Source organism: Nonomuraea purpurea (genome assembly GCF_042650645.1).
Lineage (GTDB): Bacteria > Actinomycetota > Actinomycetes > Streptosporangiales > Streptosporangiaceae > Nonomuraea > Nonomuraea purpurea.
Genome location: NZ_JBHSBI010000027.1, coordinates 15,276 through 30,037 on the forward strand (window position 1 = coordinate 15,276; position 14,762 = coordinate 30,037).

A 14,762-nucleotide genomic window follows, 5' to 3' on the forward strand; every position below is an offset into this window, starting at 1 on the left:
GGGGAAGTGTCTTTCTCCATCAGGTGCCCCTCGGCCCTGATCTGGGCATTAGACTCGGGCAATCCATGAGCCCTCTCGAAGGAGAGGGAGCCGAACGGGTGCCTGAAGCGTCCAAGGTGCGGCGAACTCGATCAGTTGGAGAGAACGGGACTATGTCTTCTGGGTACGACCGTGTAGTACAACCGGCCGCCGGTGACGAGGCCTTGGAGAACCACCTAGGTGGCGACGAGGCCAGGAACTATCGGCAGTACGAGTTCGACATGGTCGCCCCGCATGTCGGCCGTTCGATGCTGGAGATCGGCTCGGGGCTCGGCCACTTCGCCGAGCAGTTCATGCCGCGCCTCGACAGGCTGGTCGTGAGCGACTTCGACCCCTACTGCGTCGAGCAGCTCGAAAAGCGTTTCGCCGACCGCGACGACATCGACGTCCTGCAGTTCGGGCTCCCGACGGAGATCCCGCTGGAGAACAAGGTCGACACGGTCGTCATGATGAACGTCCTGGAGCACATCGAGGAGGACGCCGAGGCGCTGCGTTCGCTGGCCAGGGTCACGCAGCCCGGCGGGCGGATCATCATCTGGGTGCCGGGTTACCCCCAGCTCTACGGAGACTTCGACCGCAAGGTCGGCCACGTGCAGCGCTACACGCCCAAGACGCTGGGCGCGACGGTCGCCAAGGCCGGGCTGGACGCCGAGGTGCTCAAGCCGATCAACTTCCTGGGCGGCATCGCCTGGTGGGCGGCGGTGCGCCGGGGCGGCGTCGGCTACCCCGACCCGAGGCTGGTCAAGATCTACGACCGGACGGTGGTCCCGACGACCCGCTTCATCGAGCGGTTCATCAGGCCACCGTTCGGCCAGACGGTGTTCTGCGTGGCCAGGGTGCCCAAGCCGGCTACTTGATCGAGCCGGCGGTCAGCCCGCCCACCACCTTCCGTTCGATCAGCGCGAAGAGAATGATCACCGGGATGGTGGCGATCACGGACCCGGCGAACAGGTTCTGCCAGTCCACCTGGTACTGCCCGATGAAGGAGTTCAGCGCCACCGTCAGGGGCTGGTTCTCCGGCGTCGTGGTGAGGGTCAGGGCGACCACGAACTCGTTCCACGCGGCGATGAACGTGAAGATCAGCGCGGTGATGACGCCCGGCATGGCCAGCGGCAGCGTGATCCTGAACAGCGCGCCGAAGCGACCGTTCCCGTCGATGAAGGCCGCTTCCTCCAGTTCGCGTGGGATCGAGGCGAAGTAGGCGTTGAGGATCCACACCGCGAACGCCAGGTTGAACCCGCCGTTGACGAGGATCAGCGACCAGATCGAGTCGACCAGCCCGAACTGGTAGAACTCGCGGTAGATGCCGACGAGCATGGCCGTGGGCTGGAACATCTGGGTGATCAGCACGAGGATCAGGAACGCGGTGCGCCCCCTGAAGTTGTGCCTGGCGGAGTAGTAGGCCGCGGGCAGCGCCACCAGCAGCACGAGCACGGTGGAGCCCGCGGCGACCTTGAGCGTCACCCACAGGTTGCCCGCCAGGCCGCTGGTCCAGAAGTTGGCGAGGTTCGACCACACCCACTCCTGCGGCCAGAACGTCACGTCCCGCAGCGAGTCCTGGGAGCGCAGCGAGGTGAGCAGCATCACCAGGTACGGGAACAGGAAGACGAACGAGACGAGGTAGGCCGCGGCCGCGATGAGGACGGTCTTGAGCCTGGGCATCCGGCGCGGCGCGGCCCTTCGCCGGTTGACGGGGGGACGGGGCCTGGTCTTCCGCATCGTGTTGACGGCCATCACGCCACTTCCTTGTTCCAGCGGGAGACCTTGAGGAAGACCACGGTCAGCACGATCACCATGCCGAAGTTGACGACGGACATGGCCGCCGATTCGCCGATGTCGGAACCCTTGAGGATGAACATGAGGATCGTCGAGGTGGCCGTGGAGTAGCCGGGCTGGCCGTGGGTCATCGCCCAGATGATCGGGAAACTGTTGAAGACGTTCATGACGTTGATCAGGGCGGCCACGGTGAGCGCGGGACGCAGCAGCGGCAGCGTGATCGACCAGTACGTCCTGAGCCGTCCCGCGCCGTCCATCCTGGCTGCTTCGTAGACGTCGGCGGGGATCGTGGCCAGGCCGGCGAGCAGCGCGTACGTGGTGAACGGCACCGACACGAACACCGCGACGAACACCAGCCACGGCATGGCCGTCGCGGCGTCGCCGAGCTGGTCGGCGGCGGCGCCGCCCATCGCGTCGATCAGCCCCAGTTTCAGGCGGATCTGGTTGATCACGCCGACCTCGGGGTCAAGCATCCACTTGAAGATGATCGCCGTCATCAGCACGGACGCCGCCCACGGGGCGATCAGCGCCCAGCGGGCCAGCTTGCGCAGCGGGAAACGCTGGTTGAACAGTTGGGCGAGGGCCAGCGAGACCAGCACGGTGAGCACGACGACCGCGACCACCCAGATCACGCTGCGGACCATGATGTCGGCGAAGTCCTTCTCGGCGAACAGCTTGTCGTAGTTCGCCAGGCCGTTGCCCCCCTGGACCACGCCGAACCGGCTGATCTTGAGGAACGACGATCTGATCATCTCGACCACGGGCCAGAGCACGACCAGCGCGATCAGCACCACGGCGGGCCCGACCCAGGCGAGGGGTTCGAGGGCGCGCAACCTTCTCATGAGCAACCTTCCAAAGACGGTGCGGCCGACGACAGCGCCGGCCGCACGTGCCCTCGCCGGATCAGCCGGCCGCTTCCGCCGTCTTCTGCAGCTCACCGAGGACCTTGGCCGGGTCGTCCTTGACGGCCCCGCCGATGGTCTGCTTGATCGCCGGGTTCAGCGTGGCCCACTTCGGGTCCTGGAACGGGTAGAAGCTCGCGTTCGGCAGCGCGTCGAGGAACGGCTTGAGCTTCTCGTCGCCCGACAGCTTCTCGATGCCGCCGTTGGTGACGGGCAGCAGCTTGTAGGTGTCGGAGATCTTCTGGGCGGCGGAGCCGGTGTAGAAGAAGTCGAAGAACTTCTTGATCTCGGCGGCGTGGCCGTTCTTGTTGAAGGCCATGATCCAGTCCATGACGCCGAGCGTGGTGTCGAGCGGGCCGGCCTTGCCGGGAATGGGCACGACGCCGTAGTTCTTCAGCCCGGCCGCGTCGAAGATCGGGATGGACATGGGGCCGCCGTTGACCATGCCGACCTTGCCGGCGCCGAAGTCCTCCCAGACCGTCTTGCGGTCTTTGGTGCCGGGGTTGGGGCTGGTCAGGCCGGCGTCGACCAGGCCCTTGAGGTAGGTGAACGTCTCGACGTTCTGCGGCGAGTTGATCGTCCACTTGCCGGAGGCGTCCTTGTAGCCGCCGCCGTTGCCCATCATCCACAGGAACGACTCGGCCTGGGCCTCCTCCTGGCCGAGCGGCAGGCCGAACGGCTGCGTCACGCCGGCCGCCTTCAGCTTCTCGGCTGCGGCCTTGAGTTCGTCCCACGTCTTCGGCGGCTCGGCGACGCCGGCCTTGGTGAACAGGTCCTTGTTGTAGAACAGGGCGCGGGCGGAGGAGACGAACGGGATGCCGTACGCCGTGCCGTCCACCTTGCCGAAGTCGGCGAACTTCTGCAGCATGTCGCCGGAGACGTTCGGGGACAGGACCTCGTCCACCTTGTAGAGCAGCCCGTCCTTGACGAAGCCGGAGTAGTCGCCGGTCTGCAGGATGTCGGGCACCTGGCCGTTCTGGACCATGGTGGCGACCTGCTTGTCGATGTCGTTCCAGTTGATGACCCGGACGTCGACCTTGATGTTCGGGTTGGCCTTGGTGAACTCGTCGGTGACGCCCTTCCAGAACGTCTCGCCCGAGTTGGGCTTGCCGGGGCCGTCGCCGTAGTCGGCGGCGACCATCATCAGCGTGACCTGGCCGTCGCTCGACCTCTGGCTCTCTCCTCCTCCGCCGCCCGAGCCGCAACTGGACAGGACCAGCATCGTGGCGAGGCCGAGAGCGGCGCCGCCCGCAAGCTTGATGTTCACCGGTGATACCGCCTTCTCGTCGGGCGGGTGACGCTGGTCCGTACCAGCACGACGGACTCCGCCCAGGGGGATTGGGGCGCGCGAGCCAGAGCCCGACGCGTTTGCGTCAGCGTAAGCCTGGGTTCAGCGGCCGGTCTATACCGGACTGTATCGGTTTCACAACACCGCGCCCCTGTGGCTCGCACATCCGGTCTAGACCGGGTGTCAGGTGATCTTCCTCCGGACGCTCTCCCCGCCCTGCGGCGTGCCGATCCACGGGCCCTCGATGGACGGGTCGAGCACGCCCTCCTCGACGAAGCCGTAGCGGCCGTCGAGCACGTAACCGGCCAGCCGAACGTCCTGGTTGTCGCTGTTGTCCCACAGCCGCTCGAACAGCGCGTCCACGCGGTGCCGCGCCTGCCGGCAGAAGGTGTCGGCCAGCTCGTACGGCCGCCGCCCCAGGTCCTTGGCGTCCTCCTCGGCCTTGACGCAGACGGCCGTCATGGCGAACAGTTCGGCCCCGATGTCCACGATCCTGCCGAGGAAGCCCTGTTTGTGCTCCAGCCTGCCCTGCCAGCGGGACATGCCGTAGAAGGTGGACCTGGCGAGCTTCCTGCCGGTCCGCTCCACGAAGCGCAGGTGTGCGGCCAGCGGGCCGAACTCGGCGTAGGCGGTGGGCAGGTTGCCGGTGCCGGCCACCAGCGTGGGCAGCCACCTGGAGTAGAAGCGGCCGGCCCGGCGCAGGGCCCGGGTGCGTTCCTGGCGGGTGGCCTCCGGGTTGATGAGCTCCCCCGCGGCCGTGAGGTGCGCGTCCACCGCCTCGCGGGTGATCATCAGTCGCATGATCTCCGAGGAGCCCTCGAAGATGCGGTTGATGCGCGCGTCGCGCAGCATCTGCTCGGCGGGCACGCCGCGCTCGCCCCTGGCGGCCAGCGACTCGGCGGTCTCGTAGCCGCGCCCGCCCCTGATCTGGACCAGTTCGTCCAGCGCCTGGTACGACAGCTCCGAGGCGTAGAGCTTGGCCAGCGCCGCCTCGATCCTGATGTCGTTGCGCTGGTCGTCGGCCAGGCGGCTGGTCAGCTCCATGACGGCTTCGAGGGCGTACGCGGTGGCGGCGATGAAGGCGATCTTCGTGGCCACGGCCTCGTGCTTGCCGACCTCGCGGCCCCACTGCACGCGCTCGCTGCCCCACTCACGGGCGATCTTGACGGCCCACTTGGCGTTGCCCGCGCAGGTGGCGGGCAGCGACAGGCGGCCGGTGTTCAGCGTGGTCAGGGCGATCTTCAGGCCCTCGCCCTCGCGTCCGATCAGGTTCTTGGCCGGCACTCTGACCTGGGTGAACTCCGTCACGCCGTTCTCGATGCCGCGCAGGCCCATGAAGGCGTTGCGACGTTTGACGGTGATGCCGGGCGAGTCGGCCTCGACCACGAACGCGCTGATCTTCTTGCCCGTTCTGGCCATGACGACCAGGAGGTCGGCGACGACGCCGTTGGTGGTCCAGAGTTTGACGCCGTCGAGGACGTAGTCGTCGCCGTCGCGGACGGCGGTGGTGGACAGGCGGGCGGGGTCGGAGCCGACGTCAGGCTCAGTCAACAGAAACGCCGAAATTTCGCCCGCCGCGCACCTTGGTAGGAACTCTCGTTTCTGTTCCTCGGTGCCGAACAGCTTGAGCGGCTGCGGCACCCCGATCGACTGGTGCGCCGACAACAGTGTGGCCAGCGCCGGGCAGTAGGCGCCGACGAGCATGAGCGCGCGGCAGTAGTACAGGTAGGGCAGGCCGAGTCCGCCGTACTTCTCGCCGATCGTGATCCCGAACGCCCCGAGCGCCGCCAGCCCCTTGACCACCTCGTCGGGCACCTGCGCGGTCCGCTCGATGAGCGCGGGATCGACGTGCGTGTCCAGATAGCGCCGCACCGCCCGGACGAACTCCTCTCCCCGCTTGGTCGCCTCGTCGCTCAGCGTGGGCGCCGGATACACCAGATCCAGCCGGAAGTCTCCGAGGAAGAGTTGCTTGGCGAAGCTCGGCCGCGTCCATTCCTTCTCGCGGGCCTGCTCGCCGACCTCTCTGGACTCCGCGTACTTGGCGTGCTCGGTCATAGCACCTCCCCTTGTGCTAGGGGTACTGCCCGCCTGCGCCGCTTATAGCTTGATTTTGTATGAACGACGAGCATTGACCCTCAGCACCGTCACCGCCACGACGGCCAGCACGACGGGCACCACCAGGTAGAGCCCGCAGAACGCCAGCGCCACGACCGACAACCCGGCGCCCACCACGGCCGTCGTCCGGTGCCGTCCGGGGGGCAACATCCGCACCGCCGCCATCACGCCCGCCGCCGTGACGGCGGCCAGGCACGCCGACGTGGCCCGCATCAGCAGGTCCAGGTCCACCGCCCACACCAGCACCGGCACGCTCAGCACGGCCAGCAACCCCAGGCTCCGGTACGGCGTGCGCCCCGGCTCCCCTCCCGCGGCGAACCAGCCGGGCAGCGCGCCGTCCCTGGCCAGGGCCGCTCCCAGCCGGGAGGCTCCGGCGAGGTAGGTGTTGACGGCCCCGAAGGTCAGCAGCACCGCCGCGACCCCGGTGACGGGCCTGGCCGCCGCGCCCATGCCGGTTTCCAGCATGGCGGTCAGCGGCACACCGGGCATGCCGGGTCCGAGCACGCCGATGGAGGTCACGCAGACGCCCGCGTACAGGAGAGTGATCACGATCAGCGTGACCACGGTGGCCCTGAGCAGGCCGCGCCGGCGGTCGGCGAACTCGGCCGACAGGTGGCTGGCCGCCTCCCAGCCCACGAAGGCGAACATGAGCACGCCGGCCGCGCTGACCACGCCCGCCGCGCCGTTCGGGGCGAAGGGCACGAAGTTCGCCCGGTCGGCGTGCGGCGCCGCGGTGATCACGGCGGTCGCCAGCAACACGACGAGCAGGGCGACGAAGCCGATCTGCAGCCCTCCCGAGGTGCGCAGGCCCGCGGCGTTGGCCGCGAAGGCGGCCGCGAGGATCAGGCAGGCGGCCAGGGTGGCGTCCAGGCCCAGGCACGCTTCGACGTACTGGCCGCCGACCAGCGCGCCCGCGACGGTGCCGATGGGCACGGCGCCGTAGAACCACCATCCGGCCACGGCGGCGGCGTGCCGCCCGAAGGCCAGCCCGACGAAGCTCGCCACTCCTCCTCCGCCGGGATAGCGCGCGCCGAGCGCGGCGAACGTCAGGGCCACGGGGACGCTCAGCGCGAGCAGCCCCGCCCAGGCCAGCACGGAGGCGGGCCCCGCGGCGGCGGCCGCCAGGTGCGGCAGCACCAGCATGCCCGGCCCCAGCACCGCCCCCACGAGCAGCGCGGTGCCCTGGGCCGCGCCCATGTGTCCCTGCGTGCGTTCTGTCATAGCGCCAGAAACTAATGCAGTCATTCGGTGCCAACAGGGCTCGGCCGAACGTATAGCCGGAATCTCGGGTAAACCTACGTTCATGGACGAACTTGATTCGGCGATCGTACGGCTGCTCCAAACGGATGCGCGGCAGTCCAACAGGGAACTGGCCCGTCAGCTCGGCATCGCGCCCTCCACCTGCCTGGAACGGGTGCGGGCGCTGACCCGCCGCGGCGTCATCCGCGGCTACCACGCCGACATCGACCCCGCCGCGCTCAACCGCGCCGTCCAGGCCATGGTCTCGGTCCAGGTACGGCCGCTGAACAGGGCCGTCATCAACGCCTTCAAGTCCTCGGCCGCCGAGATGCCGGAGGTGATCAGCGTGTTCGTGCTGGCCGGCGGGGACGACTTCCTGCTGCACGTGGCCGTGCGGGACCTGGACCACCTGCACGCGTTCCTGCTGGACAAGCTGAGCAAGCGCAAGGAGATCGTGGGCTTCCGCACGTCGGTGATCTTCGAGCAGGTGCACGACACCGTCCCCGAGCGCCTCACCTGACTTTCGTCAGGGGTGGTACTGGACGGTCGGCGGATACGGAAAGGGGCCGCCGCTTTCTAGGGTGCTGCCGTTCCACACGAAACGGAGAAACCTGTGAAGACCATCCTGGTCAGCCTCGCGGCGGCGCTGACCCTCGGCCCCGCCCCGCAGTCCGGCGACATCGACGCATACCTGCGACAGGCCATGGAGTCCACCGGGCTGCCCGGCATGTCCGTGGTCGTCACACACGGCGGTCGGGTCGTGCACGCGGCCGGCTACGGTCACGACTCCGAGGGCCGCCCGATCACCGCGACCACGCCGATGCGCGTGGCCTCGGTCAGCAAGTCGTTCACCGCGATGGCCGTGATGACGCTGGTGGAACGCGGCGCGATCGAGCTGGACGCGCCGGTGGCCGCGCAGTTGCCGGGGTTCAGGATGGCGGACCCGCGCGCGGCGAAGATCACCGTACGGCAGCTGCTCAACCAGACCTCCGGCCTGTCGGACACCACGGTCGACATCGCCTCGGTGGCGGAGGCCACGTCGCCGGCCGACTACACCGCCCGTCTGGCGGACTCCCGGCTCGCCTCCGAGCCCGGCACCGACTGGGAGTACTGCAACGTCAACTACAACCTGGCCGCCAGACTGGTCGAGGTCGCGAGCGGGCGGCCGTTCGGCGACTTCATGCGCGAGCGGATCTTCGGCCCGCTCGGCATGAAGTCCAGCGCGGTCAGCGACCAGGTGGTCAGGCCGGCGAACGGCCACAACTCGATCTTCGGCGCCTGGCTGCCCCGGGCCGAACTGCCCGGCTTCCTCAACGACAGCGGCTCCGGCGGGATCATCACCACGGCTGCCGACATGGGCCGCTGGTTGATCACGCAGACCGGCGACGGCGGCCCGCTGGTGAAGCGGAGCAGCTTGGAGACCATGCACCGTCCCTCCGAGATCCGCGACTACGGCATGGGGTGGAGCGCCGAGGACGACGCCGGTCTGCTCACGCACTCGGGGAACCTGTTCACCTACAACGCCGTGGAGGCCATCTCCCCCAAGACCGGCTACGGCTTCGCCGTCATGACCAACAGCGCCGCACTGCAGGACGACACCTACACCATCATGCTCGGGCTGGCGGCGCTGACCGAGGGCAGGACCCCGGAGCCGCCGGGAGGCGACCGGCAGCTGTACGAGCTCGTGCTGGCCGCCGTCGCGGCCGCCGCGGCGGGGCTGGGCGTCATGGGCGTGCTGCGGGCCGGGCGCTGGGCCGCCAGGCGGGCGGGCCGGACAGGGTGGCGGACGGCGCTGCGGCTGGCGCCCGTGCTGACGCCGGTGGCGGTGCTGGCCGCCTACCCGGACCTGATCTCGTTCCTCATGAACGGCAGGGCGGTCACGTGGGCCCAGCTCACCTACTTCGCCGCGCCCCTGTCGATCGCCTTGGTGGTAGCGGCGCTGGCCGGGGGGGCGGTCGCGGGAGCCCGGCTGCGGGCGCTGCGCAGGCGTGCCCCGGCGCCGACGGCCGGGGCAGACGCCTGAAGCGAGTGCGGACACTCGCCAGGCTCGCAGTCAGATAGTCTCACCCAACTGCTCGGCCAGCTGCTCCAGGCCACCCTTGATGAGCTGCCCGTACTCGTCGTCGCCAAGCGCGCCGATCCCGGCTCGGGCCTGCTGGAGGTGCTCGCGGGCGCGATCGAGATCGCCCAGCTTGCGATAGCACTCGCTCAAGTTCAGGTGCAACGACGGATACAGGCCCGCCACCGGAAGCGCCACCCCAACCTGCGCCACCTGCTCATCGGTGACCCGATCAGCGGCGGCAAGCGCTCGCAGATCCCACATCAGCTCCTCGTGCACGTCGTCTTGCGTGTCGGCCATCGAGTGGGCAAGAACGCAAACATGCAGCGGCTCGCCTTGCTCGCCGCCGATGTCATCCCAGATCTGCGCGAACAGGTCGCGAGCGGCTTCCCGTCGGCCTTGGTGGTGATGCAACTCCACCCCCTGGCCGATCCGGGCCATCGTGGGGTCGGCGGTCATCAGCGGCTCCTTCACCGTCGAGGTCGGCCTCATTTGTGTACCCTGTAAGCTTACAGAGTACACAAATGAGGAGCACGCTCGTCGTTACGCTGACCGGGTGAACGAAGGCAGGAGACGCGCGGGACGGCCCGCGGTGCTCACCACCGAGCGCGTCGTGACCGCGGCCATCGAGGTCCTGGACGCCGAGGGCCTGGACGCGCTGACCATGCGCCGCCTCGGCGCCCGGCTCGGAGTGGCGGCCATGTCGCTCTATCGCCATGTGCCCAACCGGGAGGCGCTGCTCGCCGAGGTCGTCAACCGGCTGTTCACCGAGGCCATGACCGGCCACGCACCGGACGCGGCCTGGCAGCGGGCGCTGGCGGGGTTCGCGGTGGCCTACCGCCGGGTCCTGCTCGCCCACCCGCAGGCCGTGCCGCTGCTCGCCACCCATCCCGTGGATGTCGACCTGGGGATAGAGCTGCTCACCGAGCTGCTGACCCGTTTCGAGGCCGTCGGCATCGCGCGGTGCGAGGCGATCACAGCCGTGCAGTCGGTCACCGTGTACGTCCTCGGCCATGCCCTGGCCCAGGTCGGCACCCCGCCCGCACCAGGCGACGAGGCGGCCGCGGCCTTCTTCGACCAGTGGTTCGACACCGGCCTGAGCGCCATGGTGACCGGCTTCGAACACAAGCTCGCCGACTGACTCGCGCTGTTGCCCGGCGGCCGTATCAGACGCCGTCGCCTCAGCCACCTGTAGCTGATCACGAAGAATGTGCCCCCTCACGGGCGGGCTGGGGCCAGGTCACCGAGCGTTCCCCACCAGCCATTCACGCAGCTGATCGTCATCGCAAAGGCTGGTCATCTGCACCAGCCCCCAGTTGTCGCGGTGGTTCGGCGCATCGAGCAGGTGGTCCTGCCAGTCTTCGGCATACTCACGCAGAGCACCCACCATCTCCGTGACAGCCTCGTCGAAGGTCCGGCCGTCCGCGGCGAGCGGCAGCCCGGGGATGAAGATGGACCAGCCACCGCCCTCGGGAACCGCCTGCGCGCGAGCCTCGGTGTAGCTGTTGGTCATGGCAGCATGATGCCGCCTCCGCCCTCGTTCCGGTCGTGAATTAATTCGGTTGCGTGGGGTTTCGGGCGCCGCGTACCGTCATGGACATGCGCCTTTACCAGTAACGGCTGTCCCAGCCGACTCAGCGAAATCGTCCGACGGCGATCATTCACGCCGTCTCCGTCCGTCCCAGACGCGGCAGCTGAGCTTGCCGACCGGCCTCGCGGGCCGCGTCGTCGATCTGCGTAAAGGAGCCTCGCATGCGAGTTCGTGCCAGTAAAAAGAAGAAGAACGCCCCAGGGCATCCGGGTATGCCCGCGCCGCGACAGTTGCCCAAGATGCCGCAGCGCCCGATCGCGCCGCCCCGGCGCATCCCGCCCAAGGGCCGCTGAGACAACTACCAGGATGGGTAGTTAGAGCGAGCGCCGCCTCCCCCATACGCCTGGAGGCGGCGCTCGCGTTTCTTCACAGTCGCTCGATGATCGTGACGTTGGCCTGGCCGCCGCCCTCGCACATCGTCTGCAGCCCGTAGCGTCCGCCGGTGCGCTCCAGCTCGTGCAGCAGCTTGGTCATCAAGATCGCGCCCGTGCCGCCCAGCGGGTGGCCGAGCGCGATCGCGCCGCCGTTCGGGTTGACCCTGGCAGGGTCGGCGTCGAGCTCCTTCGTCCAGGCCAGCGGCACCGGCGCGAACGCCTCGTTGATCTCCACGACGTCGATGTCGCCGATCGTGATGCCGGCCTTCTTCAGCGCCTGCCGCGTGGCCGGGATCGGCGCCGTCAGCATGTAGACCGGGTCGTCGCCGAGCAGCGCGAGCTGGTGGATGCGGGCGCGCGGCGTCAGGCCGTGCTCCCTGACCGCCTGCTCGGAGGCGATCAGCACCGCGCCGGAGCCGTCGGAGATCTGCGAGGAGGTGGCCGCGGTGATCTGGCCGCCCTCTTTCAGGGTCTTCAGCGCGGCCATCTTCTCCAGCGTGGTGTCCGCGCGCGGCCCCTCGTCGTCCTCGACGCCGTTGATGGGCGCGATCTGGTCCTTGAAGTGGCCGTTGGCGATGGCCTTGGCGGCCCGCTGGTGGGACTCGAACGCGTACTGCTCCAGCACCTCGCGCGTGTAGCCCCACTTCTCGCACATCAACTCGGCGCCGCGGAACTGCGAGATCTCCTGCTTGCCGTACCGTTCGACCCACTTGTCGCCGAACGGGAACGGCATGCCCTTCTCCAGCGCGGTCGTGATCGACGACCCCATGGGCACGACACTCATCGACTCGACGCCGGCGGCCACCACCAGGTCCTGGGTGCCGGACATGACGCCCTGGGCGGCGAAGTGGATGGACTGCTGCGAGGAACCGCACTGCCGGTCGATCGTCACTCCGGCGGTGGTCTCGGGCAGGCCCGCCGACAACCACGCGTTGCGCGCGATGTCCATGCTCTGCGGGCCGAACTGCATGACGCACCCCATGATGACGTCCTCGACCGCCTCGGGGTCGACGCCGGTGCGGTCGATCAGCGCCTTCAACGTGTGCGCGGCCAGGTCAGTGGGGTGGACGGTGGAAAGGCCGCCCTTCTTCTTGCCGACCGGGGAGCGGACCGCCCCGACGATGTACGCCTCTGCCACAGTGCCTCCTGGAAACCGAGCATTATTCGGTTACTAGGTGCAGAGTACAACAGAACGACGTTCTACGACTCCTCGGCCGGAGGCGCCAGCTCCTCCGCCGCCTCGACCCGGAACCGCCACCGGTCCACCACCAGCCCGTTCAACGCCTCCGACAGCTCCAGGGCCAGCGCGCCCAGCTTGACCGGCTCCTCACCACGCAACTCGATCGCGGTCAGCTCCGTGGCGAACGGCAGCAGCTCCTGCGCGGCCGGAGGCTGCCCCTTCTGCGGCACCAACGCCGCCCTGATGTCACCGGCCGTGAACGTGAACTCGTCGTCCTCGTCCGGCTCCAGCAGCGGCGCCAGCTCCTCGGCCGTCGGGCGCACCGGCACGATGACGGCCGGGCCGACCCCTTCGGCGTCGGCGGGATCGCTCACCTCGCCCCGGCACACCGCGAGCCCCTTGAGCCGGAAGGCGAGGCCCTCGGCCAGGTAGCGGTCGAAGTAGTCGAGCGGCAGCGGCCCCTCGGCAGCCACCCTGACCGCCCAGACCTTCTCCAGCTCGCCACCCGCCAGGTCGGCGTCGGCCTCCACCGGCGCGTAGACCCGGACGTCGGACGCCACGATGTCGTCGCCTTCGGTCCTGGCGGTCGGATCGGCCAGCCGCACGATGCGCAGCAGCTCGGCCGCGTCGGGTTTGGCGGGCAACGCCGCCGTCGGGCCAGTACGCAGTCTCCGCTTCGCCATCCAGCCCATTGCCCGCCTCCGCGCTCAGCTTCGATAGGAGCTCGTCATCGTCGCGTAGACGATGACGTTGTCGGTGTAGTGCCCAGTGCGCCGATCGTAGGTCCCACCGCAGGTGATCAGGTGCAGTTGAGCGTTGTCCTGGGGACCGTAGACCCGCTCGGTCGGGAACGTCTTCTTGCTCGCCTGCTCGACGCCGCCCACGGTGAACACCGCGGTGGTCCCGTCCTGGCGCTTGACCTCGATGGTGTCGCCATTCCTGATCTCGGGCAGCCGGTTGAAGACGGCGGGTCTCGTCCTGGTGTCCTTGTGGCCGAGCAGCACCGCGGGGCCGGCCTGGCCGGGGGCGGACATGCTCCGGTACCAGCCGACCAGGTTCGGGTTCTCCGACGGGGGCACCTGGATCGTCCCGTCCCTGGCCAGCCCGACCTGGCTGATCGGCGCGTTGATGCCCAGCTTCTTGATCACGATGCGCTTCGGCGTGGACGGCAACATCGCCGGCGCCGCGGTGATCTCCGGCAGCGGCGGCGGCACGTCCGGGGCCGCCTGGAACATCGCCTGCTCGGGCTGGCCCGGCTTCTGCTGCGACGACAACTCCAGGGCGTCCCGCTTGTTTTCCAGCCCGTACTCGTCAGGAGACCTGAACACGATCAGCAGTCCGGCCACCACCGTGACGACACCGGCGACAGCGGCCAGGATCAGCGCGGCCCTGAGCGCCGTGCTCCCCTTGTCCTGCGGCGGCGGTACGTCGGCGGGACCGCCGCCGTACGGATAGTGCCCGGACACGCCCGTCAGCCCTTGGCCGCGTTACGCCGGCGCATCACGAGCCCGCCCACGGCCGCCGCCCCGATCAGGGCGGTGCCGGTCAGGATGAACATCCGCCCGTCGGGCCCCATCGTCCCACCGGCACCGGTGTCGGCCCCGGCCTTGGGAGTCTGGGACTTGCTCTCCTTGGGCGTGACGGTCTTGAAGACGGTACTGGTCTTCGTGGGCTTGGGCGTCGGGGTGGGGGTCGGGGTGGGGGTCGGGGTCGGCGTGGGAGTCGGCGTGGGGGTCGGAGTGCCCGACGTCGGCGTGCCCGTCGCGACGACCAGGTTGGCCGAGGGGCCGCCGGAGGGGCCCGGCGCACACTGGAACCAGGTCGCGCCATTGACCGCCAGGTTGAAGCTACCGCCCTCGAGCGCGACCGTGCCCGTCGCAGTCGGCCTGATCACCATGGTCATGGCCGGTACCGGCATGGTGGCGCCGGGTGTCACCGTCGACTGTTGCGTGACGGCACCGGCGGCAGGTATCGATGCCGCAGGCACCGGCGACCCACTCGGGCTAACGGCACCCGATGCCGTGATGTTGCTGCTCGGCGTGATCTGAGCAGTCGCGGTCAGCGCCGGAGTGTGCGAGGGAGTGCCCGTCGGCGGGCGGATGTCCCATGTGACCGTTACCGTGGCGTTGGGGGAGATAGCCGCGGCCGGGGTCCTCAGCTCCATGTTGAACCAGTAGGGAGACTGCGCCCCTGCCTGCG

17 protein-coding genes are annotated in these 14,762 nt (G+C 69.0%); 6 read left to right on the plus strand and 11 right to left on the minus strand.

All coding sequences use genetic code 11. From position 1 onward, the window contains the following. Positions 1-152 precede the first annotated feature (152 nt). A complete protein-coding gene (locus ACFOY2_RS39255; protein ID WP_379533189.1) occupies positions 153-896 on the plus strand; it encodes a class I SAM-dependent methyltransferase in 744 nt (247 codons plus the stop codon). On the opposite strand, the gene ACFOY2_RS39260 is transcribed toward ACFOY2_RS39255, so the two are convergent. The 5 genes from ACFOY2_RS39260 to ACFOY2_RS39280 form a co-directional block, all read right to left on the minus strand. Then, the gene (locus ACFOY2_RS39260) at positions 889-1,773 is read right to left on the minus strand and encodes a carbohydrate ABC transporter permease (RefSeq protein ID WP_379533190.1); all 885 of its coding nucleotides are present in this window, start codon (positions 1,771-1,773) and stop codon (positions 889-891) included. The genes ACFOY2_RS39255 and ACFOY2_RS39260 overlap by 8 nt on opposite strands. Then, positions 1,773-2,657 carry a carbohydrate ABC transporter permease gene (locus ACFOY2_RS39265; protein WP_379533191.1) on the minus strand — a complete coding sequence of 295 codons (885 nt, stop codon included), beginning with the start codon at positions 2,655-2,657 and terminating at the stop codon, positions 1,773-1,775. The genes ACFOY2_RS39260 and ACFOY2_RS39265 overlap by 1 nt, the downstream gene beginning before the upstream one ends. Positions 2,658-2,718: 61 nt before the next feature. After that, the gene (locus tag ACFOY2_RS39270) at positions 2,719-3,984 is read right to left on the minus strand and encodes an extracellular solute-binding protein (protein WP_379533192.1); all 1,266 of its coding nucleotides are present in this window, start codon (positions 3,982-3,984) and stop codon (positions 2,719-2,721) included. A 204-nt stretch (positions 3,985-4,188) separates the two neighbouring features. After that, entirely contained in the window at positions 4,189-6,060 is a 1,872-nt protein-coding gene (locus ACFOY2_RS39275; RefSeq protein ID WP_379533193.1) for an acyl-CoA dehydrogenase family protein, read from the minus strand. Positions 6,061-6,102: 42 nt separating this feature from the next. Then, on the minus strand, positions 6,103-7,341 hold the full coding sequence (locus ACFOY2_RS39280) for an APC family permease (protein WP_379533194.1): 1,239 nt from the start codon (positions 7,339-7,341) through the stop codon (positions 6,103-6,105). An 82-nt stretch (positions 7,342-7,423) separates the two neighbouring features. Here ACFOY2_RS39280 and ACFOY2_RS39285 point away from each other — a divergent pair, with 82 nt between their 5' ends. Both ACFOY2_RS39285 and ACFOY2_RS39290 read left to right on the plus strand, forming a co-directional pair. Next, a complete protein-coding gene (locus ACFOY2_RS39285; RefSeq protein ID WP_357830819.1) occupies positions 7,424-7,879 on the plus strand; it encodes an Lrp/AsnC family transcriptional regulator in 456 nt (151 codons plus the stop codon). A 93-nt stretch (positions 7,880-7,972) separates the two neighbouring features. Beyond that, positions 7,973-9,382 carry a serine hydrolase domain-containing protein gene (locus ACFOY2_RS39290; protein WP_379533195.1) on the plus strand — a complete coding sequence of 470 codons (1,410 nt, stop codon included), beginning with the start codon at positions 7,973-7,975 and terminating at the stop codon, positions 9,380-9,382. A 30-nt stretch (positions 9,383-9,412) separates the two neighbouring features. Here ACFOY2_RS39290 and ACFOY2_RS39295 read toward each other — a convergent pair whose 3' ends face one another. After that, positions 9,413-9,877: a hypothetical protein gene (locus tag ACFOY2_RS39295; RefSeq protein WP_379533196.1), complete on the minus strand. Its 465-nt coding sequence runs from the start codon at positions 9,875-9,877 to the stop codon at positions 9,413-9,415. Between the two features lie 97 nt (positions 9,878-9,974). On the opposite strand from ACFOY2_RS39295, the gene ACFOY2_RS39300 reads away from it, so the two are divergent. Further along, positions 9,975-10,559, plus strand: a complete 585-nt coding sequence (locus ACFOY2_RS39300) for a TetR family transcriptional regulator (protein WP_379533197.1) — start codon at positions 9,975-9,977, stop codon at positions 10,557-10,559. A gap of 99 nt (positions 10,560-10,658) precedes the next feature. Here ACFOY2_RS39300 and ACFOY2_RS39305 read toward each other — a convergent pair whose 3' ends face one another. Next, entirely contained in the window at positions 10,659-10,931 is a 273-nt protein-coding gene (locus ACFOY2_RS39305; RefSeq protein WP_379533198.1) for a hypothetical protein, read from the minus strand. Positions 10,932-11,170: 239 nt separating this feature from the next. Here ACFOY2_RS39305 and ACFOY2_RS39310 point away from each other — a divergent pair, with 239 nt between their 5' ends. Next, the gene (locus ACFOY2_RS39310; protein ID WP_379533199.1) at positions 11,171-11,302 is read left to right on the plus strand and encodes a hypothetical protein; all 132 of its coding nucleotides are present in this window, start codon (positions 11,171-11,173) and stop codon (positions 11,300-11,302) included. A 73-nt stretch (positions 11,303-11,375) separates the two neighbouring features. Here the strand turns inward: ACFOY2_RS39310 and ACFOY2_RS39315 are convergent, their stop codons facing one another. From ACFOY2_RS39315 to ACFOY2_RS39330, 4 genes are all read right to left on the minus strand, one after another. Continuing rightward, the gene (locus tag ACFOY2_RS39315; RefSeq protein WP_379533200.1) at positions 11,376-12,521 is read right to left on the minus strand and encodes an acetyl-CoA C-acetyltransferase; all 1,146 of its coding nucleotides are present in this window, start codon (positions 12,519-12,521) and stop codon (positions 11,376-11,378) included. A gap of 62 nt (positions 12,522-12,583) precedes the next feature. Beyond that, positions 12,584-13,246 (minus strand): hypothetical protein, encoded by a 663-nt coding sequence (locus tag ACFOY2_RS39320; protein WP_379533201.1) that lies wholly within the window; start codon positions 13,244-13,246, stop codon positions 12,584-12,586. A 24-nt stretch (positions 13,247-13,270) separates the two neighbouring features. After that, positions 13,271-14,029 (minus strand): class F sortase, encoded by a 759-nt coding sequence (locus ACFOY2_RS39325; protein ID WP_379533202.1) that lies wholly within the window; start codon positions 14,027-14,029, stop codon positions 13,271-13,273. A gap of 5 nt (positions 14,030-14,034) precedes the next feature. Continuing rightward, positions 14,035-14,466 (minus strand): hypothetical protein, encoded by a 432-nt coding sequence (locus tag ACFOY2_RS39330; protein WP_379533203.1) that lies wholly within the window; start codon positions 14,464-14,466, stop codon positions 14,035-14,037. Between ACFOY2_RS39330 and ACFOY2_RS39335 the strand changes: the two genes are divergently transcribed. Beyond that, positions 14,465-14,611 (plus strand): hypothetical protein, encoded by a 147-nt coding sequence (locus ACFOY2_RS39335; RefSeq protein WP_379533204.1) that lies wholly within the window; start codon positions 14,465-14,467, stop codon positions 14,609-14,611. The genes ACFOY2_RS39330 and ACFOY2_RS39335 overlap by 2 nt on opposite strands. Positions 14,612-14,762: the final 151 nt, after the last annotated feature.